Source organism: Pseudomonas sp. LF020 (assembly GCF_053456425.1).
Genome location: NZ_JBRFIX010000001.1, coordinates 862,153 through 883,089, shown reverse-complemented (window position 1 = coordinate 883,089; position 20,937 = coordinate 862,153). Strand labels below are relative to the sequence as shown.

Sequence of the window (20,937 nt, the reverse complement as noted above, 5' to 3'; positions counted from 1 at the left end):
AATTCTGACCCCTACCTTACCGATGTTTTTCCGGCGAAGGAACATCTACGCCACCCCGTGCCTGATGGACACCGAGAAAAACCACACCGATCTCGCGCAACCGAGCACGTGATAAATAGTAGGCACCATTGGCGAAAATGCTCAAGGTGCGCTCGTCATCATGCTCGTTGACCGGGTGACTCCGATGGACGCAGCGGCGAGAGCAGGGAGGATCTTCCCGAAGCGCTCACCGGAACATTGCCGAATGTCGAGACTTAAGACGCGGGCGCTTCTTTAAAGTCACCTCAAGAGCGACAAAGATATGTGAGGCGTCATGCAAAATCGGAACAAAAGTGTAGACGAATTCATCTAGGCAGACTTGGTGCAACACGCAGAAACAGCACCGGGCAGCGGGAACTTTTTCTCATTAACACGCTCAGGCCGGGGCTTGCAGCTGGATATTTTTTATACAGCCCAGTTAAAAGTTGCTCGAAAAAGAATCAACGCCTACAATTTTTTTTGCTTCTTGCGCTCCGTCAGTTTACTTACTACAAGTAATGGGTAGTATGTACGCCGGCTATTTCCTCAATCGGAGGAGAAAGCCACTTAATTGAAAGTCCTTGAAGGGGAACACGATGAACAACGTTCTGAAATTCTCTGCTCTGGCTCTGGCCGCAGTTCTGGCTACCGGTTGCAGCAGCGCATCGAAAGAAACCGAAGCACGTCTGACCGCTACTGAAGACGCAGCTGCTCGCTCCCAGGCTCGTGCAGACGAAGCTTACCGTAAAGCTGATGAAGCTCTGGCTGCTGCTCAAAAAGCACAACAGACTGCTGACGAAGCTAACGAGCGTGCTCTGCGTATGCTGGACAAAGCTAGCCGCAAGTAATAATCCCTCGGGATTGTTATCAAGCCGACCCATTTTTTGGGTCGGCTTTTTTATTGCCGGCAGCTTTGTCCAGGCAATAAAAAACCCGCCGACGCTTCAAGCATCGGCGGGTCCGGATCGCGCTTACTGTTGCAAGTCGATCGGTGTGCTCGAAACCATCGGCGCCGAGGTATTCGGCGTGCCGATTTCAGTTGGCAGGCCATCTTCGGCCGCCACTACGTCACGCACCACATCCCAGTTCACGCGCAGATTGTTGGTGACATCTTCACGCTTGAGCATCGCGTTGATCACCGCTGTGTGCTTGTCGACCACCGACGGGTTGCCCTTGTCATCGATTGGCGTGTGCGCTTCGAGATACACCTTGCCGCCACTGCTGCCGAACTTGTACGCATCGTTGAGAATGCGCACCGAAGTGCCGACCGGCACCATGGCCGCCATTTCCAGCACGTTGTTGTTGAACATGCGGAAGCAACCGTGGCTGGTGCGCATGCCGATACCGAACTTCTTGTTCGAACCATGGATCAGGTAGCCCGGGGTGCCCAGGGTGAACTTGAACGGACCCAGCGGGTTGTCCGGGCCGGCCGGTACCACGTTCGGCAGCGGATCACCGTCGGCGGCGTGCTCGGCCTTGATCGACGCTGGAGGCGTCCAGGTCGGGTTCGGCGTCTTGGCAGTGATCGAGGTGTGCGCGATTGGCGACCCCCAACCTTCACGCCCAATCCCCAGCGGGAAGGTGTACACCACGTTGCGGCCTTTCGGGAAATAGTAGAGACGGTACTCGGCAAGGTTGATCACGATGCCTTCACGCGGACCCGGCGGCAGAATGAACCGGGTCGGCAGGACGATTTCGGTACCGGCGCCCGGCAGCCAGGCATCGACGCCCGGGTTGGCCGCAACCATCTCCGAATAACCTAGGTCGTATTGGGTGCCCAGGTCAGCGAAGGTATCTTCGTACTTGGCCTTGATCACCTGCACCTGGCCGATGATGTCCTCACCGGGTGGTGGCAGGGGAAACTCCAATGCAGCAACGGGACCGGCCACACACAGGGCGGCAAGTGACAGGCAGCGGGTGACGGCAGGAAAGCGCGGCAACATCCGGAAAATCCTTCGCATGATCAACAAGGGTATAAGAGCGCGATTGTACACCGCACCTCGAGAATTCGGGGAGATGCGCCGATGGGCAGCCAGAAGTCTTCATGTAGGAGCTGCCGCAGGCTGCGATCTGTTGATCTTAAAGCTCGAAACGCAACTCCGGCCAGATCGGCGAGGTGCCGCGCTTCTGCGATTCAAGAATCGCCCGGCACAACGAACACAGACGCTGATCCTGAAACACCCGGCGATCCACACTCGACCAGCGCGGTTGCGCCGGCAGCAGACTGCCACACAACGTGCGATCCGCCGAGCCACCGAGTTCGAGCTGACGGGTCACCAGATGCACCCGCACTTCCTGGCAGGCGAACAGATCCAGCTGTTCGTCAGGCTCGATCAGTTGGTAGGCAAACAGGGACCAGGCAGGACGCGGCATCGGGGGCTCCAAATAAGGGGGCGCCACATTAGCCGAAAGCCTGCCGCTAGAAAAGCCTCATAACAGCGGTTTTAGCGTCGGCCAGACATTTTCCAGCAACTTGCCCTGAGCCCCGGCTGCCGGGTGCAGACCATCGGCCTGCATCAGCTCGGGATGCCCGCCTACACCGTCGAGGAAAAACGGCACCAACGGGATTTTTTTATCGTCGGCGAGTTTGCCGTAGACCTCGGCAAAGGCATCGGTGTAACGCTTGCCGTAGTTGGGCGGCAGTTGCATGCCCAGTAGCAGGACCTTGGCACCACTCTGACGCGAGCTGTCGATCATCGCCGCAAGGTTTTGTTGCAATTGCGTTGGCGGCATCCCGCGCAGGCCGTCGTTGCCACCCAGCTCAAGGATCACCAGCCCCGGTTTATGCTCTGCAAGCAGCGCCGGCAGGCGCGCCTGGCCTCCGGCACTGGTGTCGCCGCTGATGGAGGCGTTGACCACTTTATCGTCAAAACCCTCCTGCTTGAGCCGTTGCTCGAGCAGCGATACCCACCCCAGGCGGGTATCCAGTCCGAAACCGGCGCTGATACTATCGCCAACGATCAGGACAGTACCCGCCGCTGCGTTCTGGGCCATGCACATCAAGGCCAGGCCAGCACTCAAAAACCACACACGCATCGGATTCTCCATGGGCGCAAGCATTCTCACCGCGAAGAACCTCAGCAAAGTGGTTCCCAGCGCGGAAGGTGAACTGACTATCCTGCACGAACTCAGCCTGGAACTGAACCAGGGCGACAGCCTGGCCATCGTCGGCGCGTCCGGTTCCGGCAAATCCACCCTGCTCGGCCTGCTCGCCGGCCTCGATTTGCCAAGCAGCGGCGAGGTCATCCTCGCCGGGCAATCCCTGGGCAATCTCGACGAAGACCAGCGCGCGCGCATCCGTGCCGAACACGTGGGTTTCGTCTTTCAGTCGTTTCAACTGCTCGACAGCCTCAACGCGCTGGAAAACGTCATGCTTCCGCTGGAACTCGATGGCCGCAAAGACGCCCGCGAACGCGCCACTGAATTGCTGCAAAGGGTCGGCCTCGGCCAGCGCCTGACGCACTCGCCGCGCCAGCTCTCCGGCGGCGAACAACAGCGCGTGGCGATTGCCCGGGCCTTCGCTGCCGAGCCGGACGTGCTGTTCGCCGACGAACCCACCGGCAACCTCGACAGCCACACTGGCGAACGCATCAGCGACTTGCTGTTCGAACTGAACAAGGAACGCGGCACTACTCTGGTGCTGGTGACCCACGACGAACGCCTGGCCCATCGCTGCCGGCGCCTGATCCGACTTGAAGCCGGGCTGCTGGTCGCCCCTCTGGAGCCTTGATGGCACGTCTGCCGCTGTTGCGTCTGTTCAGTCTCGCGCTACGTCAACTCATGCGCGATGCCCGCGCCGGGGAATTGCGGGTGTTGTTTTTTGCCTTGGTCGTGGCAGTGGCCGCGAGTACCGCCATCGGCTACTTCGGCGCCCGCCTCAACGGTGCAATGATGCTGCGCGCCACCGAGTTCCTTGGCGCCGACCTGGTGCTGGAGGGCAGCTCGCCAGCCCGCGACGAACAGATCCGCAGCGGCACCGAGCTGCGCTTGAATCATGCGCAGGTGGTGGAATTTTCCAGCGTCATTGCCACCGACAATGGCATTCAGTTATCGAGCATCAAAGCGGTCGACCGCGCCTATCCACTGCGCGGCGAACTGAAAAGTGCCCCGGCCCCGTTTGCCGCTGAAACCTCGGGCGGCGAGCCGCAACCCGGTGAAGCGTGGGTTGAAGCTCGTCTGCTGACTGCGCTGGATCTGAAGATCGGCGACAGCATCGACGTCGGCATGAAAACCCTGAAGCTGACCCGCGTGTTGACCTACGAACCGGATCGCGCCGGCAACTTCTACAGCCTCACGCCTCGGGTGATGATCAACCTCGAGGACCTCGCCGCCACTGGTGTGGTGCAGCCCGGCAGCCGCGTGAGCTATCGCGAGTTGTGGCGCGGCGAACCGCAGGCGCTGGAAACCTACCGACAGCTGCTCAAACCCGGTCTGGCCGCCAATCAGCGCATTCAGGATGCGCGCGACGGCAACCGGCAGATTGGCGGCGCACTGGGCAAGGCCGAGCGCTATCTGAACATGGCCAGTCTGGTCGCAGTGTTGCTCGCTGGCGTTGCAGTCGCGTTGTCGGCCAACCGCTTCGCCAGCCGCCGCTTCGATGCCAGCGCGCTGTTGCGCTGCCTTGGTCTGTCACGTCGGGAAACCATGCTGCTGTTCAGCATTCAATTGACCGTACTCGGTCTATTCGCTGCCCTCAGTGGCGCAGTGCTCGGCTGGCTGGCGCAACTGGGCCTGTTCGCGCTGCTGCATGATTTGCTACCCGCCGATGTGCCACCGGGCGGTCTGTTTCCGGCGCTCGCCGGGATCGGCACCGGGCTGGTGGCGCTCGCCGGGTTCGCCCTGCCGCCGCTTGCCGCGCTGGGTCGGGTGCCACCATTGCGGGTGCTGCGCCGTGACATGCTGCCGATCCCGTCGAGTACCTGGATGGTCTATGGCGCGGCGCTGGGTGCACTGGGCCTGATCATGTGGCGCCTGAGTCTCGATCTGCTGCTGACCTTCGCCCTGCTCGGCGGTGGTGTGGTCGCCGCGCTGGTGTTGGGTGGCTTGCTGCTGTTGCTGCTCAACAGCCTGCGACGGATGCTCGCCCGTGCGCCGCTGCCGTGGCGCCTCGGCCTGGGCCAGCTGTTGCGTCATCCACTGGCGGCGGCTGGTCAAGCACTGGCGTTCGGTTTGATCCTGTTGTCGATGGCACTGATCGCCCTGTTGCGTGGTGAACTGCTCGACACCTGGCAAAACCAGTTGCCGAAAAACGCCCCCAACTACTTCGCCCTGAACATCCTGCCGGCGGACAAACAGGCCTTCACCGATCACTTGATCAAGGTGTCCGCCCAAGCGGCGCCGCTGTACCCGGTGGTGCCGGGACGGCTGATCAGCATCAACGGCGAACCGGTGCAGCAAATCGTCAGCAAGGATTCGGCCGGCGACCGTGCCGTGCAACGTGACCTGAGCCTGACCTGGGCGGCCGACCTGCCGGCCGGTAACAAGCTCACCGCCGGTTCGTGGTGGACCGGGCAACCCTCGGATGAGGTACCGGGCGTGTCGGTTGAAGGCAAAGTCGCCGAAAGCCTCAAGCTCAAACTCGGCGATCACATGGTATTCAGCGTCGGCGGGGTCAATCGTGAGGCCAAGGTCACCAGCCTGCGCGAGATCAACTGGGACAATTTCCAGCCGAACTTCTTCATGATCTTCCAGCCCGGCACCCTGAAGGATCTACCGGCGACTTACCTGACCAGCTTCTATCTGGCACCCGGTCACGATCAACAGATCGTCGAGCTGTCACGGGCATTCCCGGCGGTGACCATCCTGCAGGTCGAAGCTCTGCTGGAACAACTGCGCAGCATCCTCGCCCAAGTCACCCTGGCGGTGGAATACGTGTTGTTGTTTGTCTTGGCGGCGGGGATGGCGGTGCTGTTCTCCGGGTTGCAGGCAACGCTGGATGAACGCATTCGCCAAGGCGCACTGTTGCGCGCGCTGGGTGCGCAACGGCAATTGCTGGTCAAGGCCCGGCGCATCGAGTTCGGCTTGCTCGGGGCGGTCAGCGGCCTGCTGGCGGCCATCGGCTCGGAAGTGGTGAGTCTGGTGTTGTATCGCTTCGCCTTCGATCTGCCGTGGCATCCGCATCCGTGGCTGCTGGTGCTGCCGTTGATTGGCGCCGCACTGATTGGCGGTGCCGGCGTGTTCGGTACGCGTCGGGCGTTGAATGCGAGTCCGCTGACAGTCTTGCGCGAGGGTTGATAGACTCCAGCCTTCGTCACCACAAGAAGTTGCCATGAGCCGTTATCGCCCTTCCCGCACCGCCGGCACCGCGCTGATCACCCCTGAAGGTGAAGCGCGGATGCGCGCCGAATTCCATGAGCTGTGGCATGTGCGCCGCCCGCAGGTGACGCAAGCGGTCAGCGAAGCGGCGGCGCAGGGTGATCGCTCGGAAAACGCCGAGTACACCTACGGCAAGAAAATGCTGCGCGAGATCGACAGCCGCGTGCGATTTCTCACCAAGCGTCTCGAAGCACTGAAGGTCGTCAGCGAGAAACCCAGCGATCCGAACAAGGTCTACTTCGGCGCCTGGGTCACCATCGAGGACGAAGACGGCAAGCAATCGCGCTACCGCATCGTCGGCCCGGATGAACTGGATCTGAAACTGGGTCTGATCAGCATCGACTCACCGCTGGCCCGCGCCTTGATCGGCAAGGCGCTGGACGCAGAAGTCCGGGTACAGACGCCAACCGGTGAGCAGTTTGTCTATATCGTGGCGATCGAATATCCCTGAGCGTTTCAGCGGCGGGTGATCAGCCCCTGCCGCGCAACGCGGGTCAGTTGCTTGATCATTTCCGGCGCCTCTTCAGCGCTCGGCGCCTGAATCACTGCCAGATCAAAACTGTCACTGGCGAACCGCGCCAGCGACTCGCCGTCTTCAACGAACTGGATCAGGAACGCGGCAGGACCGCCGCTGCGACGTGGCCAGCCATCGAGATAACGCAACAGCGTCGGCTGATGTTTGCCGCCAAGCAGGATTTTCGGGTTGCGCTGGGTGATATGGGCCGTGATCGGCGCGGGACGTGCTGGAGGGCGTAGTGCATTCATCGTGTCGTGTCTCTGCCTCAAAAGTCTGCATGGCAGGTGAGAGGCAACACCGAACCAGCGCTTTAGCGGTATTTCGAAGCCCTGTTCCGGCTTCTGACGGCAACTGTCTGAGTCACCTCGCGCCCCGCAAGTAGCTGTTTAAATCGGCGCATGAGCAACATCCTAGAGAACGTGACCGATGAGTGTCAAGAATCGGCCGCAACAAAAAAGGCCCGCACAATGCGGGCCTTTTGCTTGATCCAGAGCGCTCAACCGGCGATGGCGCGATCCACCGACAGCTTGCCGGCGCCTTCGATCATCACCGCGAGGCTGCCACCGAGCAGCGCCAGGGCGAACTCGTAACCGTTGTTGGCCATGAACAGACCGTTGCTGATGTGCACGGTGAAGATCGCCACCAGCGACAGGAAGGTCAGACCCAGCGCCGCCGGGCGCACCAGCAGGCCGATGATCAGCGCCAGACCGGCGAAGAACTCGGTACCGCCGGCCAGCGTGGCCATCAGGTAACCCGGGTGCAGACCGATGCTGTCCATGTATTGCGCGGTGCCCGCCAGGCCGTAGCCACCAAACAGACCGAAGAGCTTTTGCGAGCCATGGGCGGCGAAGATCACGCCAACAGCAATACGCAGAATAGTCAGGCCGTAACCGGCGCGGGTGAACAGAACCTTGTTGATCAGAGAGCTCATGGGGCATTCCTTGTTTTGCGAGAAGTGTGTTGGGATTGGCCGCTATATTAATCAGTTAAATTCATGTTAAAAGCGCAATTATTCCGCCATAACAATCAAATTATTCGATTACTTCCGTGAGGCGACTTTCTGGCCCCGGGGCTCCAACGACTCCCGCTCACGGTCGTACGCCAAGTAGTACTTGTTCACGCTATTAACATAGCTGACGGGACCCATGCCCACCTGTTCCATGGCGATGCGCTCGACCTGAAAGAACCACTGGTTCGGATTCAGGCCACGGCGCCGTGCCTCGGCGCGCATGCCTTGCACCCGCTCCGGGCCGATGTTGTAGGCCGCCAGGGTGAAGGCCATGCGCTCGCGCTCATTGAGCTTCGGACTGTTGAAAAACTTGCGGCGAATCATCTCCAGGTACTTGGCCCCGGCCTGCACATTCGCATCGAGATTCTGGATGTTGTTCACACCGACCCGCTGCGCTGCCGACGGGGTGATCTGCATCAACCCGGTCGGGCCACTGCCGCTGCGGGCGCTGGGTTGCAGGGCTGACTCCTTGAAGGCCAGCGCCGCCAGGTTCAGCCAGTCCATGCTTTGTGCGTCGGCGTGTTTTTGCAGGGTCGGGCGCAGTTTCTCCAGACGCTGGCGGTCAGCCTTGGCCAACGGATAGTGCACTTGGTAGAGCCGTCGATAGATCCGCAGAAACTCTGCATCCTCGTTCGCCGGCTTCTTGTAGCCGCCCAGAAAGCGATCGATGCTCGCCCGCAACATCGAGGCATCACGGCGCACGAACCAGTATTCCTCACCCGGCTCGCTGATCATCAACTGCCGGTCGAAACGCAGCTTGGGCAGGATCTTGCCCCAACGCTCGGCGATCGGTTGCTCAACGATGGTCAGGTGGAAAATTCCGCCCTGCACCATCTCCAGCACGTCTTCGACCGCCAGTGTCGGGTCGACCCATTCAATCTTGATCGGCGCCAGTTTGTGCAACGCCAGTTTCTGATTGAGCTGGCTGACCGCCTCCCCCGCCGCACTGCCGGTCGGCAAGGCCAGCGTCTTGCCGGAAAGCTGCTCGACCTTGGTGTAACGGCGCTCGCCCTTGATGCCGACCAGCACCAGCGGCACGTTGCTGGCGATCGGCTCACTGCTGGCAACCGCGTGGCCGGGTTGCAGATCGAGCAGCTCACCGGGCGCGACCAGATCACCTTCACCACGCTGCAACGCGCCGAGCAGTTGATCCTTGGCTTTGGGAATGATCTTGAGGGTAATTTCCTGACCATCGCGGGCGTGGCCATTGAGGTATTGCTCGAAGGCGCGCAGGCGATGGTATTCGACGCCGATGGCCTGACCCTGGACTTCACCGGAACTGTTGCGGCTCTGGTTGACCAACACTCGCAACACGCGACTGCTGCGAATTTCCGAGAGGTCGCGGACCTTGGCGGCCGGCACGGCTTGCTGTGGCCCGGGCAGGCGCGCAACCGCCGTTATCGGCAGCAGCAGCGACGCGCACAACAGGAGCAAAACCGAGGGACGATGCATCCACTCTCCGGAAAGAATACGGGGCGTTTTACCGCTGAACGGTCAAAAACACCGACAAAAACAGAGCGCCTGGAGCGCTGGCAAAGTGCGAGAGACTGGCACAGTGATGGCATTTGCGCCAACCCGGGCTGCATCACGGCATCAAAAGACAGCTATAACTCGTTGTAGTTCTTGGCTTTTTCTTATAAATCTACAGCTCTGGTATGCTTTCCGGCCTTCGGCCCGAGGTAGAACCATGCAACTCATCGATATCGGCGTCAACCTGACCAACCCCAGTTTCGCCGAAAAACATCAGGCCGTGCTCGACCGTGCCTACGCTGCCGGGGTCTGCCAACTGGTGCTGACCGGCACCAGCGTCGAGGGTAGCGAACAGGCGCTGGAGCTGTGCCGGCAACTGGATGACAGCGGCCAGCAACTGTTCGCCACCGCCGGCATTCACCCGCATTCGGCCAGTGACTGGAACGCTGACAGCGCGCGCCGTTTGCGCAGCCTGCTGCAAGAGCCAAACGTGGTCGCCGTGGGTGAATGCGGGCTGGATTTCAACCGCGATTTCTCGCCGCGCCCGCAACAGGAAAAAGTCCTCGAAGAACATCTGGCGCTGGCGGTAGAACTGCAGTTGCCGGTGTTCCTGCATGAGCGGGATGCCAGTCAGCGCCTGCTGGAAATCCTCAAGGACTTCCGCGATCAACTGCCCGCCGCCGTGGTGCATTGCTTTACCGGCGAGCAAAAAGCCCTGTTCAGTTACCTGGACCTGGATCTGCACATCGGCATCACCGGCTGGATCTGCGACGAGCGCCGCGGCATGCACCTGCATCCGCTGGTCAAGGAGATCAAGCGCGGACGACTGATGCTCGAAAGCGACGCGCCGTACCTGCTGCCGCGCACTTTGCGGCCAAAACCGAAAAACGGTCGCAATGAGCCGGCGTATCTGACCGAAGTGCTGCGCGAAGTGGCGTTGCACCGGGGCGAGAGCCAGGAAAATCTGGCTGCGCACACCACGGCGTGTGCCCGCGCGTTCTTCAACCTGCCGCCATTGGTTTAAACAGCAAAAGATCGCAGCCTGCGGCAGCTCCTACATTAAGAGGGTGAACATCCTGTAGGAGCTGCCGAACGCTGCGATCTTTTGATCTGTTGACCCACATCAAGCCCGACTTCCAACGTAGAGGCACAATAATGGCACCTTGCCAAAACTGTTTCCGCTATCAGAGAAGACCTCCATGGGTGCCTGGCTTAGCAATATCTCGCTGAAATACAAATTCTGGGCGGTCAATGCGGTCGCCTTCGTCACCACCCTGCTGCTGGTGTTGTACGCCGTGCAGCTTGAGCAGCAGGCCCGCAGTCAGGCGTCGAAAACCTCCGCACAGGCCCAGGCGCAATTGCTCAAGGCGTGGCCGGCCGGGCAGGCGCTGCCCAAGGCCGATCAAGTGCTGACTTTCAAACGGGGTGAAGCACCGCGCCTCAACGACCAGCCTGTGCTGGAAATCAGCGACAGCAACGGCTGGAACGAGGTCAATCACCTGCCGCTGTTAGGCAACAACCCACTGATGGGTGCCGAAGTGTTCAGTCGTGCCGACGGCCAGCAAGTCGCGGTCATCGCCTATGGCCCAAGTCTGGCGCAGGTGTTCAGCGAACGCTTTGCCAACTACGCCGTTGCCGTGTTCATCTTGATGTTCGCCATGCTCTGCGCTTCGCAGCTGCTGATCCGCTTCCTGCTCAGTCAGCTCAACACGTTGAAGGACGTGATGCTGCATGTCGAGAAAAGCGGTGACCTCTCGGCACGCGTGCCGCTGGCCTGCAAGGATGAAGTCGGGCAGATGGCCAATGCGTTCAACGCGATGCAGGCCGGTTATCAGCGCGTGGTTACCACCGTTGCCAACACGGCGCGGCAACTGGACGTCGGCGCCGCGCGTCTGGCGTCGAGCATGAACGAAGTGCGCCACGGCATGCTCGGTCAACAGAGCGAAACCGATCAGGCCGCCACCGCAATCAACGAGATGACCGCCACGGTTTATCACATCGCCCAGCACGCCGGCGCCACTCGCGATCTGTCGCAGACCGCCGATGGTCTGGCCGGCAGCGGTCAACAAGTGGTCAGTCGGGTGCAGCAGTCGATTGCCGGACTCTCCAGCGGTGTGCAGCAGACTGCCGAGATGATCCAGCGCCTGGCCGAGGACAGCCAGAAGATCAACGGTGTGGTCAGTGTGATCCACAGCATCGCCGAGCAAACCAACCTGCTGGCGCTCAACGCCGCCATCGAAGCGGCGCGTGCCGGCGAGATGGGCCGTGGCTTTGCGGTGGTCGCCGACGAGGTGCGCAATCTGGCCAAACGCGTTCAGACTTCCACCGATGAAATCACCACCATGGTCTCGGCGCTGCAGGCCGGCACCCGCGATGCGGTGGACTTCATGCAGGAGAGTTCGTACAAGGCCGACGACTGCGTGCAGCAGGCGCAGGAGGCGGGCGAGGCGCTGGCGGAAATCACTGGCGCGGTGGCGCAGATGCGCGAGAGCAACACGCAGATTGCGGTGGCGGCCGAGCAGCAGAGTCAGGTCGCGGAAGAGATGAATCGGGCGGTGGTGAGCATTCGTGATGTGACCGAAAACACTGTGCAACAGACCGTGGATTCGGCGACTACCAGCAATGAGTTGGCGACATTGGCCGGGGAGCTGAGCAAGGCAATCGGGCAGTTGAAACTCTGAAGGCGCCTTCGCGAGCAAGCTCGCTCCCACAGGGGATTTGTGTACACCACAGATATCCTGTGGGAGCGAGCTTGCTCGCGAAGGCGTCAGCCGGGTCAACATCGAATCCGGCGATGACGCCTATCACCACCATAGCCAACCTTGATTCGCCTCCCCCCTTGCCCCGGCCTATTCTTCAAGCATGTGTTCAACATGGATCGAGGAGTAGTCAACATGGGCAAACGTCACCCTAACCTTCCCGCGTGGCAATGGCGCGCGTACCCGGACAATCACCAGCACCCGACCAATCTGGTGTTGCACCTGATTGCCGTGCCGCTGTTCATCGTTGCGTTTCTGCTGATCGTGTCCGGGGTGTTCAGCCTGAGTCTGGCCAGTGTCGCCATTGGTATGATCGGTATCGTCGCGGCGCTGGGTCTGCAGCGCCACGGCCACAGCCTGGAGGCGCAAGCCTCCGAGCCGTTCAGTGATCGCAAAGATGCGGTGTCACGCTTGCTGGTCGAGCAGTTCCTGACCTTTCCACGGTTTTTCCTCAGCGGCGGCTGGTGGCGCGCCTGGCGTGAGCGCCACCGTCGGCACTGAGTGACTCAGGCAAAAATCGTCACGGTCTGCCGACTCATGGCAATCAACTCCCCCTCCGCGCTCCACAGCTTGGCGGCGACATGGCCGTAGCCGTCGGCGGCGTACTCGATGTCCGCCAGGTATTTGCACCAGTCCAGCGTGCTCAAGTCGCGTAGCGGCTGCACGAATTCAATGGTCCAGGTCAGCGTGCTGCCCGGTGCCGGTTTCTTCAGGTACGGCAACAATGCCGGCGGCCAAGCATCCACCAGCGCCAGCAGATGCGCTTCATTGACCGGCTCTTCCTTCACATCGCCACGCAAGCGCACCCAGCCGCCCATCTGCCGCGATTGATTGCCGGTGAACGGCATGCCGCCGACACTCCAGCGCATCGCCAGATGCCGCATGAACTCCGGGGTCACGCCTTTGATATAGGGCAGTTCCGGGCATTCGTCCCAGTGTTTCATTTCCACCGCCGGGTAGGCCTCGACCGCCACTTCCGAAGGCCGCGAAGCACCGAAGCTGCCCTGCACAATCGTCACCACCTGACCGTTCTGCACAGCCCGACCCAACACCTGACTGACCGCTTTGCCTTCGCGCAACACATCGACTTCGAAACGCACCGGGACGCCCGGCTCCACCGGGCCGACAAAGGTGATCGCCAGCGAACGCACCGGGCGCTCGGCCGGCACCCTGGCGCGCATGGCTTCGTATTGCAGCGCCGCGACCAGGCCACCAAAACTGGCTCGACCCTGGCCCCATTCGGCAGGAATGGTCAGTTCTGGATCGCGGCGAACCGCCTCAATCAGATCGGAAAAGCGCATGACAACCTCGGCAAGCGAAAAAAGGAATGCAGCGATCTTAACCAGCATGGCAGAGCGCCGCAGCGTCTATTCCGGTCAAATGGACTGACAGAAAGGCCTTACCCCGATTTCCCATGCAAAGAAAAACCCCTGTAGGAGCTGCCGAAGGCTGCGATCTTTTGATTTTAAAAAACAAAGATCGCAGCCTTCGGCAGCTCCTACAGGGGCCGGGTGATTTCGAGATTATTTGAAGCAGGCTGAACTGAGTTTATCCAGCACGCGATCGGCCTTGGCTTCAGCCTTGATCAGGCCCGCCTGCCAGGTCGCGACGCACGGTTGCAGATCGCTTTCCAGCTCGGCCCGCGCCAGCCACTGCCAGCAATCGTGCCAGTCGCCCAGCGCGCCCTGCGCCGACTTCAATCGCGCCAGCGCTGATTCAGGCAGGCGATCGAGTTCCGGGTAGGCTTCGATGCCATAACGCACGCGCTTGATCAGCAGGCGCAGACGATGGCGGTCATGGGCCGGATCGTGCAGGGCCTCGTCGAGTTTTTTCCATTGTTTGTGCAGGCGTTTTTCGATGCGCTTGCCCAGGCCCTTGAGCAGCCCCTGACGCTCGGAAGCACGCAGGAATCGCGGGAAGGCGTCGAGGATGATCAGCAACGAAGCCACTTCGGCGCTCGCGGCCAATGCTGGATAGGCCTCGTCCATTTGCGCCATGCGTCGCTGTGCGGCTTGCGGTTGATCGTGCTTGAGCAGGTAGGCGGCCAACACCTCGCGGTCGCGCCACGGTGTGGTCAACTGCCCCACCGCAGATGCCGCCACTTCCAGTTGCTCGACACCCGGCAAGCCACGCAAGGGGCGCAACAGGCTGCGCAAGCGCCGCACCGTGGTGCGCAAATCATGCAGCGCCTCGGGGTCGGTACGCGCAGTCAGGCGCGCCTGACAGGCCAGCAGTCGCACTTCCAGGCTCAGGACATGAGCCACCAACCGATCCACCAACGCTGACATCACTCGCTCCTGATTCAAATGGCTTGAAGGACCAGTCTGCCGCTGCAAGGCAGGCGCATCCTTGCGTCAAGTCAGCAGCTTAGCGCCCGGCGCGGGATTCGCGAATATAGAAACGGGCTTTCTCGGCCTTGTTGCTGCAGCCTTCAAAGCCTTCGAATTGCTGCTGGGTCTTGGCTGCGGTCAACAGCGACAGCGCCTTGGAGTAGCTGACCGTGCCGGCAAAACCTTCGGCCTTGGCCAGATCCAGTTCATGCCACGCCGCATCGAGCTGACTGCCACAGCTGTCACGATAAGCAGTCTTGCCAGCGCAACCGGCCAATGCCAGCGCAATCAACGGCACACAGATCCAGGCTTTCATCACTTACACCTCAAATAGGTCAACAGTCGTGCAGGTAAGACGTTACGCCAAGGGAAAAGTGCCTTGGCGGCCCATGAATCTGCGGTGACCAAGGATAGCGCCGAGTGGTCATGGAGTATCGAAAAAACGACGCCCCTGCCGCCCCGAACGACCCTGACGATTGTCGCCCGCCCCCGGATGGGTGCATTGTGCAAGCTTGTCGGGGAGGAAGCTGGATGAAAAAGCGTGTCGCACTGGTACTGGGTTCCGGTGGCGCCCGGGGCTATGCCCATATCGGGGTCATCGAGGAGATCGAAAGACGCGGTTACGACATCGCCTGCATTGCCGGTTGTTCGATGGGCGCAGTGGTCGGCGGGATCTATGCGGCGGGCAAACTCGACGAGTACCGCGCCTGGATCGAATCCCTCGATTATCTGGATGTGCTGCGGCTGGTGGACGTGAGTTTTCGCCTCGGGGCGATTCGTGGCGAAAAGGTCTTCGGGCAGATCCGCAAGATCGTCGGCGAGATCAACATCGAAGACCTGCGCATCCCCTACACCGCGGTCGCCGCCGACCTGACCAACCAGCAGGAAATCTGGTTTCAGGAAGGTTGCCTGCATCAGGCGATGCGCGCCTCGGCGGCGATTCCCAGCCTGTTCACCCCGGTGATGCAGGGCAACCGGATGCTGGTGGACGGCGGCATTCTCAATCCGTTGCCGATCGTGCCGGTGGTGTCCAGTCATTGCGACCTGATCATCGCGGTCAACCTCAACGCAACCAACCAGCGGCATTACAAATTGCCGGTGATTCAGCGCCCGCCAGCGTTTCGTTCGCGCTTCGACAGCCTGCTCAGTTCGCTGGGTTCGAAGATGCCGTTTCGCCGCAAACAGGCCGAACAATTGCTGTTGCTCGAACAGGAAGCCTTGCGCGCCGAAGCGGCAGACATCAACCCATGGCTGGAAGGCAGCGAACCGGAGAGTCAGCAACCGGCAGCGGCACCCGAGCGCGAAGGCGCGCCGAAGTCCGCCACCGGCTCGTTCATCATCGACAATGTCGGGCCGGCGTCGCTGCTGGACCTGATCAACCAGAGTTTCGAGGTGATGCAGACCTCGCTGGCGCAATACAAGATCGCCGGCTATCCACCGGACATTCTGATCAACGTGCCGAAGCGCGTGTGCCGGTTTTTCGAGTTCTACAAGGCGCCGGAACTGATCGCGCTGGGACGGGAGATTGCGCGGGATACGCTGGATCGGTATGAGAGTGAGCAGAGTAGAGAGCCCTAAGTTCTCGGCTGCCTGTCAGGACCTCATCGCTGGCAAGCCAGCTTGTATGCTGGGACTTGAAGGGAGGAGGAGGGACAAAGCCAGATTCTGACTGTTGACGCAGTACAGATCCGTGGGAGATTTCGCCCCTCCTCCTTTCACCCAAGCGCCGATAAAGAATGCATCTGGCTAGACCGACGATAGGAACAAGCCTGCGCCCCTGGGTGATCCCTTCAAGTGTTCAAAACCATATCTCGGGGGGTGTTCAATGGCAATGTCGGTTTCTGTTTCCAAGCCAATCGTGGGCGTGGATGTCGCCAAGAATGAGCTGGTCATCTATCAGGCCGAGCTGGATCTGCTCGAGACTATTTCCAATGACAAGGCAGCGATCGAGAAATGGCTGAAAGCCTTGCCTGCACCGGTTGATCTGGCCATTGAATCGACCAATATCTATCACTTGGCGTTCGCCGATCTGGCCCATGAAGCCGGGTGCACGATTTACATGGTCGGTGGCTACGAGCTGAGTCATTACCGCAAAGGAGTGAATGTTCGCGCTAAAACCGACGCGCTGGACGCCAAACTGCTTGCCCGTTATCTCCCACAGGGTTTCTGCGATACACAGTTTTCCATCACACCCGAGAAATCTGTGGGAGCTGGCTTGCCAGCGATGGCACCCGTTTGGTCAACGCATGACTAGAGAGTGTTATCACTGATCAGTCGATACCCAACCCCTGCCTCCGTCACAATAAACCGCGGCCGCGTCGGATCATCCGCCAGCTTCTGACGCAAATGCCCAACGACAATCCGCAGGTAATGACTGTCCTCGGTATGCGTCGGCCCCCAGATGTCCTTGAGCAATTGCTGCTGGGTGATCACCCGCCCCGGATGCCGCGCCAGTTGCGCCAGCACCGCGTATTCCTTGCGGGTCAGCGCCACTTCGGCACCGTCGAGCAGCACCCGCCGATAGGCCAGATCCACGGTCAACGGGCCGAACGTCAGCGCCGCTTGCTGGGCCTCGCCGGCCGGCGCCTGACGCAACAACGCGCGGACCCGGGCGAGAAACTCCTGAATGCCGAACGGCTTGGTCACGTAGTCGTTGGCACCGCCATCCAGCGCCTGGACTTTCTGCCCTTCGCTGGCCCGCACCGACAGCACCAGCACCGGCGCGGTGGCCCACTCGCGAAACTCGCGCAGCACCTGCTGGCCGTCCATGTCCGGCAGGCCGAGGTCGAGCACCAGCAAGTCGGGTTTGTTCAGCGCCGCCTGGGCCAGGCCCTCGGCACCGGTGCCGGCCTCGAGCACTTTGTAGCCTTGTGAGGCGAGGCTGATGCGCAGGAATTTGCGGATCTGCGGTTCGTCATCGATGACCAAAATGGTCGCGGTCTGGCTCATGAATTCACATCGACACAAAAGATTGGCAAGAGAGTAGCGCAGTCGCGATCAGGCTTCATTGTCCATCCCCGGTTGCGTCTGCAATGGCAGGTGCAGGGTGATGCTGGTGCCGCGCCCGTCAATGCCGTCGGCGACACTTATACGTCCGCCATGCGCGCCGACCATGCCCTGACAGATCGCCAGACCCAGCCCCGTGCCCTGCCCGCCGCGATCACCGCGCGCGGCGGTGTAGAACATGTCGAAAATCTTCGCCCGCTCGTCTTCGGGAATCCCCGGCCCTTCATCGCTGACCGTGAAGAAAATCTCCTCGTCATCGGCGCCGGCACTCAACTCCAAACGACCGTGTGGCGGCGAGAAGCGTGCGGCGTTTTCCAGCACATTGACCAGCGCCTGCTCGATCAGCGCCGCATGCACGAACAGCAGCGGCAGCTCGGCCGGCACATCGGTGCTGACCTGCAACGGCGCCAGCACCGCGCGCAGGCGATTGAGCGAGCTGCCAACGATGTCCGCCGGCGCCACCCAGTCGCGCGCCAGTTTCAGTGCGCCGTGGCCGAGGCGGGTCATGTCCAGCAGGTTCTGGATGTAGCGGTCGAGGCGTTCAGCTTCATCGCGGGTGCCTTCGAGCAACTCGCGGCGATCCTCCAGCGGAATCGCTTCGCCGAGCGCCAGCAGGCTGTCGATGCTGCCGCGCATGGCGGTCAGCGGTGTGCGTAAATCATGCGACACCGAGGCCAGCAAAGCGCTGCGCAATTGCTCGGTTTCGCCGTGCAGGCGCGCGGCTTCCAGATCGTCCGCCAGTTGCGCCCGCGCCAGTGCCTGCGCCAGTGGCTGACTCAACGCGGTGAGCAGACGTCGACGCTGGCCGCTCAAGGTCTGGCCCTCTTTGGCGCAGACCCCGAGTAGCGCCAGCGGCCCGTCCTCCACCGACAGCGGCCACCACCACCAGCGACCAAACGGCAGCGTGCCGGTGCCCATGCCGGCCGGTTGATCGTGTTGCCAAGCCCAGTCGGCGGCGGCGCGTTCCGATTCGGTGAACTCCAGCGGCCCGCCGGTCTCGACTTTCCAGCCGCCCTGGCCGTCGCGGTTGAGCAGGCACAATTGCAGATCGCTCCAGCCGTTGAGGTGCTGCGCGGCGGCGCTGACCACCGCTTGGCGATCCGTCGCCGCAGTCAGTTTGCGCGACAGATCAAGCAGCTCCGTGGTCTCTTCCTGGGTGTCGCGCAACGCCTGTAACTGACGGCGCTGGCGTGCGGCGAGATTGCCAGTGAGCGCCGCCATCAGCAGGAAGAACAGCAAGGTCAGAACGTCTTCTTCGCGCTGGATGGCGAAGGAAAAATTCGGCGGGATGAACAGGAAGTCGTAGGTCAGAAACGACAGCGCCGCACAGGCCAGCGCCGGGCCCAAACTGCTGCGCACCGCCACCAGCAACACTGCCGCGAGGAACACCAGCGAGATGTTCGGCAGCGGCAAAATACTCGACACCGCCCACGCCAACGCACTGGCCAACAACGTGGCAAGCAGCGCCAACAGATAGTCGAACCAGACCAGCGTCGGCGTCATCCGCAGACGCGGCTGCGGGTGTTCATGGTCGTTATCGAGGACGTTGATTTCCAGGCCATGGGCCTGACGCAGCAACCGTGCGGCGAGCCCGCCACCGAACAGCCGCCGGCGCAGACTCGGCCGCGACTGGCCGACCAGCAGCAGACTCGCCCGGCGTTCGGCAGCATGCTGGATCAGGGTTTTCGCCACTTCGCCGGCGCGCAACAACACCACTTCGCCGCCGAGGCGTTCGGCCAGTTGCTGGGCATTTTGCAGGCGCAGGCGCGACTGTTCATCGCGCACCGTGCCGTTGTCGACATGCACCAGACTCCACGGCAAATGGCGACGCTGGGCCACGCGGCTGGCGTGACGCACCAGGCGTTCGGCATGCGCATCGCCATCGACGCCGACCAGCAAACGCCCGCGCACCGCCGGAGCCGCCTGACCGAGTTGGCGATAGCCTTGAGCGAGATCGTTGTCGACCTGCGCGGCCGCCGTTTGCATCGCCAGTTCGCGCAGTGCGGTGAGGTTGGTCTGGGTGAAAAACGCATCGATCGCCGCCCGCGCCTGTTCCGGCACGTAGACCTTGCCTTCACGCAGACGCTCCAGCAACTCACGCGGCGGCAGGTCGATCAGCAGCAGTTCGTAGGCTTCCTGCAGCACCCAGTCCGGCAGGGTTTCGCGCACTTGCACGCCGGTGATGCCGCGCACCTGATCGTTGAGGCTTTCCAGGTGCTGGACGTTGACCGTGGTGTACACGTCGATGCTGGCGGCGAGCAGCTCCTGAATATCCTGCCAGCGCTTGGCATGACGACTGCCGGGGGCGTTGGTGTGCGCCAGCTCATCGACCAGCACCAGCTTGGGTCTGGCGGCGAGCAGGCCGTCGAGGTCCATTTCTTCGAGCATCACGCCACGGTATTCCGAACGCACCAATGGCTGCTGCGGTAAACCGCCGAGCAACGCTTCGGTTTCCGCGCGACCGTGGGTTTCGACGACGCCGGCAATGATTTTCACGCCCTGACGCAGTTGCGTGTGCGCGGCCTGGAGCATGGCGTAGGTCTTGCCGACCCCGGGGGCGGCGCCGAGGAAAATCTTCAGCCGGCCACGGCCGTCGCGGGGCAGGTCTGCTAACAGTGCGTCGGCGCGGCCGGAGTCGCTCATCGGGGATTGCCTTGTTCGGTTTGAAATGAGGGTGAAATGTTAAAAGATCGCAGCCTGCGGCAGCTCCTACAGGTCGATCCAGTGTAGGAGCTGCCGAAGGCTGCGATCTTTTGATTTACAGCTTTTCCAGCGCCATGTTCAGCTCCAGCACATTCACCACCGGTGGCCCCACCAGCGGCTGTTCGATGTGCGCATCGAGCAATTGCTGCAAGGTCGACACCGGCAGGTTGCGCGCTTGCGCGACACGCGCCAGTTGATAGGCAATTGCTGCCGGAGGCAAGTGCGGATCGAGGCCGCTGCCGGAGGTGGTCAGCAACGCCAACGGCACCGGCCCCTGACCGGGCACCTGCAACTTGTGGGCGTCGTCGATCACCCGGGTGGCCAGCGCCGGATTGCTCGGCGCAAGATTGCTGGCGCTGCTGGACACGGTGGCGAAGGCACCCGCCGAAGGACGCGGATGGAACCACGCATCACCGACGAAATCCTGGGCGATCAGCGACGAGCCGCGCACCTTGCCGTCGGCATCGTGCACCAGGCTGCCATTGGCCTGTTCAGGAAAAGCGACCTGCGCAACGCCGGTCACCACCAGTGGATAAGCCACGCCGGTGATCAGGGTCATCAGCACCAGCAGGCTCAGGGCCGGACGTATCATTGTGGACATTGCAAAATCCTCGAATTCGTTGGGCAAACTTTTGTGAGGTGTCAGGGGGATCTCTTCCCCCTCACCCCAGCCCTCTCCCCCAAGGGGGCGAGGGGGAAAGGGAGCCGATCTTTGTGCGTCTCAGGACCGGTGTTCAGCTCGGTATCTCAGGTCGATGCACCTCTGATAAACCACTCAGTCAGTCCCCTCTCCCTACGGGCGGTCCGACG

Annotated in this window: 20 protein-coding genes and 1 pseudogene; 9 read left to right on the top strand and 12 right to left on the bottom strand. The window is 61.6% G+C overall.

Going from position 1 to position 20,937, the window contains the following annotated elements:
* Positions 1-614: 614 nt before the first annotated feature.
* Positions 615-866 (top strand): outer membrane lipoprotei OprI, encoded by a 252-nt coding sequence (gene oprI, locus ACU680_RS04140; protein WP_003199355.1) that lies wholly within the window; start codon positions 615-617, stop codon positions 864-866.
* Positions 867-989: 123 nt separating this feature from the next.
* Here the strand turns inward: oprI and ACU680_RS04135 are convergent, their stop codons facing one another.
* The 3 genes from ACU680_RS04135 to ACU680_RS04125 all read right to left on the bottom strand — a co-directional run bounded on the left by ACU680_RS04135 (position 990) and on the right by ACU680_RS04125 (position 3,054).
* Positions 990-1,961, bottom strand: a complete 972-nt coding sequence (locus ACU680_RS04135; protein WP_007964790.1) for a L,D-transpeptidase family protein — start codon at positions 1,959-1,961, stop codon at positions 990-992.
* Positions 1,962-2,097: 136 nt separating this feature from the next.
* Positions 2,098-2,391, bottom strand: a complete 294-nt coding sequence (locus tag ACU680_RS04130; RefSeq protein ID WP_003226812.1) for a hypothetical protein — start codon at positions 2,389-2,391, stop codon at positions 2,098-2,100.
* Between the two features lie 57 nt (positions 2,392-2,448).
* The gene (locus ACU680_RS04125) at positions 2,449-3,054 is read right to left on the bottom strand and encodes an arylesterase (RefSeq protein WP_367085283.1); all 606 of its coding nucleotides are present in this window, start codon (positions 3,052-3,054) and stop codon (positions 2,449-2,451) included.
* 10 nt (positions 3,055-3,064) lie between these two features.
* On the opposite strand from ACU680_RS04125, the gene ACU680_RS04120 reads away from it, so the two are divergent.
* From ACU680_RS04120 to greB, 3 genes are read left to right on the top strand one after another with little or no spacing between them, the layout of a single operon-like run.
* Positions 3,065-3,748 carry an ABC transporter ATP-binding protein gene (locus ACU680_RS04120; RefSeq protein WP_003226816.1) on the top strand — a complete coding sequence of 228 codons (684 nt, stop codon included), beginning with the start codon at positions 3,065-3,067 and terminating at the stop codon, positions 3,746-3,748.
* Complete coding sequence (locus ACU680_RS04115; protein ID WP_448178701.1) at positions 3,748-6,252, top strand: ABC transporter permease; 2,505 nt, start codon at positions 3,748-3,750, stop codon at positions 6,250-6,252. Before ACU680_RS04120 ends, ACU680_RS04115 begins: the two co-directional genes overlap by 1 nt.
* Positions 6,253-6,286: 34 nt before the next feature.
* On the top strand, positions 6,287-6,784 hold the full coding sequence (gene greB / locus ACU680_RS04110; RefSeq protein WP_448178700.1) for a transcription elongation factor GreB: 498 nt from the start codon (positions 6,287-6,289) through the stop codon (positions 6,782-6,784).
* 5 nt (positions 6,785-6,789) lie between these two features.
* Here greB and ACU680_RS04105 read toward each other — a convergent pair whose 3' ends face one another.
* The 3 genes from ACU680_RS04105 to ACU680_RS04095 form a co-directional block, all read right to left on the bottom strand.
* Positions 6,790-7,098, bottom strand: a complete 309-nt coding sequence (locus ACU680_RS04105) for a class I SAM-dependent methyltransferase (protein ID WP_448178699.1) — start codon at positions 7,096-7,098, stop codon at positions 6,790-6,792.
* Between the two features lie 248 nt (positions 7,099-7,346).
* Entirely contained in the window at positions 7,347-7,781 is a 435-nt protein-coding gene (locus ACU680_RS04100; protein WP_007964771.1) for a DoxX family protein, read from the bottom strand.
* Positions 7,782-7,889: 108 nt separating this feature from the next.
* Complete coding sequence (locus ACU680_RS04095) at positions 7,890-9,311, bottom strand: MltF family protein (protein WP_448178698.1); 1,422 nt, start codon at positions 9,309-9,311, stop codon at positions 7,890-7,892.
* Positions 9,312-9,546: 235 nt separating this feature from the next.
* On the opposite strand from ACU680_RS04095, the gene ACU680_RS04090 reads away from it, so the two are divergent.
* The 3 genes from ACU680_RS04090 to ACU680_RS04080 all read left to right on the top strand — a co-directional run bounded on the left by ACU680_RS04090 (position 9,547) and on the right by ACU680_RS04080 (position 12,589).
* Complete coding sequence (locus ACU680_RS04090) at positions 9,547-10,353, top strand: TatD family hydrolase (RefSeq protein ID WP_448178697.1); 807 nt, start codon at positions 9,547-9,549, stop codon at positions 10,351-10,353.
* 175 nt (positions 10,354-10,528) lie between these two features.
* Complete coding sequence (locus ACU680_RS04085; protein ID WP_007963697.1) at positions 10,529-12,010, top strand: methyl-accepting chemotaxis protein; 1,482 nt, start codon at positions 10,529-10,531, stop codon at positions 12,008-12,010.
* A 213-nt stretch (positions 12,011-12,223) separates the two neighbouring features.
* Positions 12,224-12,589 carry a DUF962 domain-containing protein gene (locus ACU680_RS04080; RefSeq protein ID WP_448178696.1) on the top strand — a complete coding sequence of 122 codons (366 nt, stop codon included), beginning with the start codon at positions 12,224-12,226 and terminating at the stop codon, positions 12,587-12,589.
* Positions 12,590-12,594: 5 nt separating this feature from the next.
* Here the strand turns inward: ACU680_RS04080 and ACU680_RS04075 are convergent, their stop codons facing one another.
* The 3 genes from ACU680_RS04075 to ACU680_RS04065 all read right to left on the bottom strand — a co-directional run bounded on the left by ACU680_RS04075 (position 12,595) and on the right by ACU680_RS04065 (position 14,734).
* Complete coding sequence (locus tag ACU680_RS04075; protein WP_448178695.1) at positions 12,595-13,389, bottom strand: acyl-CoA thioesterase; 795 nt, start codon at positions 13,387-13,389, stop codon at positions 12,595-12,597.
* Positions 13,390-13,611: 222 nt separating this feature from the next.
* Positions 13,612-14,376, bottom strand: a complete 765-nt coding sequence (locus ACU680_RS04070) for a CHAD domain-containing protein (RefSeq protein WP_448178694.1) — start codon at positions 14,374-14,376, stop codon at positions 13,612-13,614.
* Positions 14,377-14,455: 79 nt separating this feature from the next.
* Positions 14,456-14,734: a hypothetical protein gene (locus ACU680_RS04065; RefSeq protein WP_007963692.1), complete on the bottom strand. Its 279-nt coding sequence runs from the start codon at positions 14,732-14,734 to the stop codon at positions 14,456-14,458.
* 215 nt (positions 14,735-14,949) lie between these two features.
* Here ACU680_RS04065 and ACU680_RS04060 point away from each other — a divergent pair, with 215 nt between their 5' ends.
* Together ACU680_RS04060 and ACU680_RS04055 are read left to right on the top strand one after the other, a co-directional pair.
* A complete protein-coding gene (locus ACU680_RS04060) occupies positions 14,950-15,996 on the top strand; it encodes a patatin-like phospholipase family protein (RefSeq protein WP_108592473.1) in 1,047 nt (348 codons plus the stop codon).
* A gap of 247 nt (positions 15,997-16,243) precedes the next feature.
* Positions 16,244-16,573, top strand: a pseudogene (locus ACU680_RS04055) (IS110 family transposase); the annotation flags it as partial.
* A 95-nt stretch (positions 16,574-16,668) separates the two neighbouring features.
* Here ACU680_RS04055 and ACU680_RS04050 read toward each other — a convergent pair.
* From ACU680_RS04050 to kdpC, 3 genes are all read right to left on the bottom strand, one after another.
* Entirely contained in the window at positions 16,669-17,367 is a 699-nt protein-coding gene (locus tag ACU680_RS04050; RefSeq protein ID WP_115989197.1) for a response regulator, read from the bottom strand.
* Positions 17,368-17,415: 48 nt separating this feature from the next.
* Positions 17,416-20,067 carry a DUF4118 domain-containing protein gene (locus ACU680_RS04045; RefSeq protein ID WP_448178693.1) on the bottom strand — a complete coding sequence of 884 codons (2,652 nt, stop codon included), beginning with the start codon at positions 20,065-20,067 and terminating at the stop codon, positions 17,416-17,418.
* 115 nt (positions 20,068-20,182) lie between these two features.
* Positions 20,183-20,728 (bottom strand): potassium-transporting ATPase subunit KdpC, encoded by a 546-nt coding sequence (gene kdpC / locus ACU680_RS04040; protein WP_329696219.1) that lies wholly within the window; start codon positions 20,726-20,728, stop codon positions 20,183-20,185.
* Between the last annotated feature and the right edge of the window lie 209 nt (positions 20,729-20,937).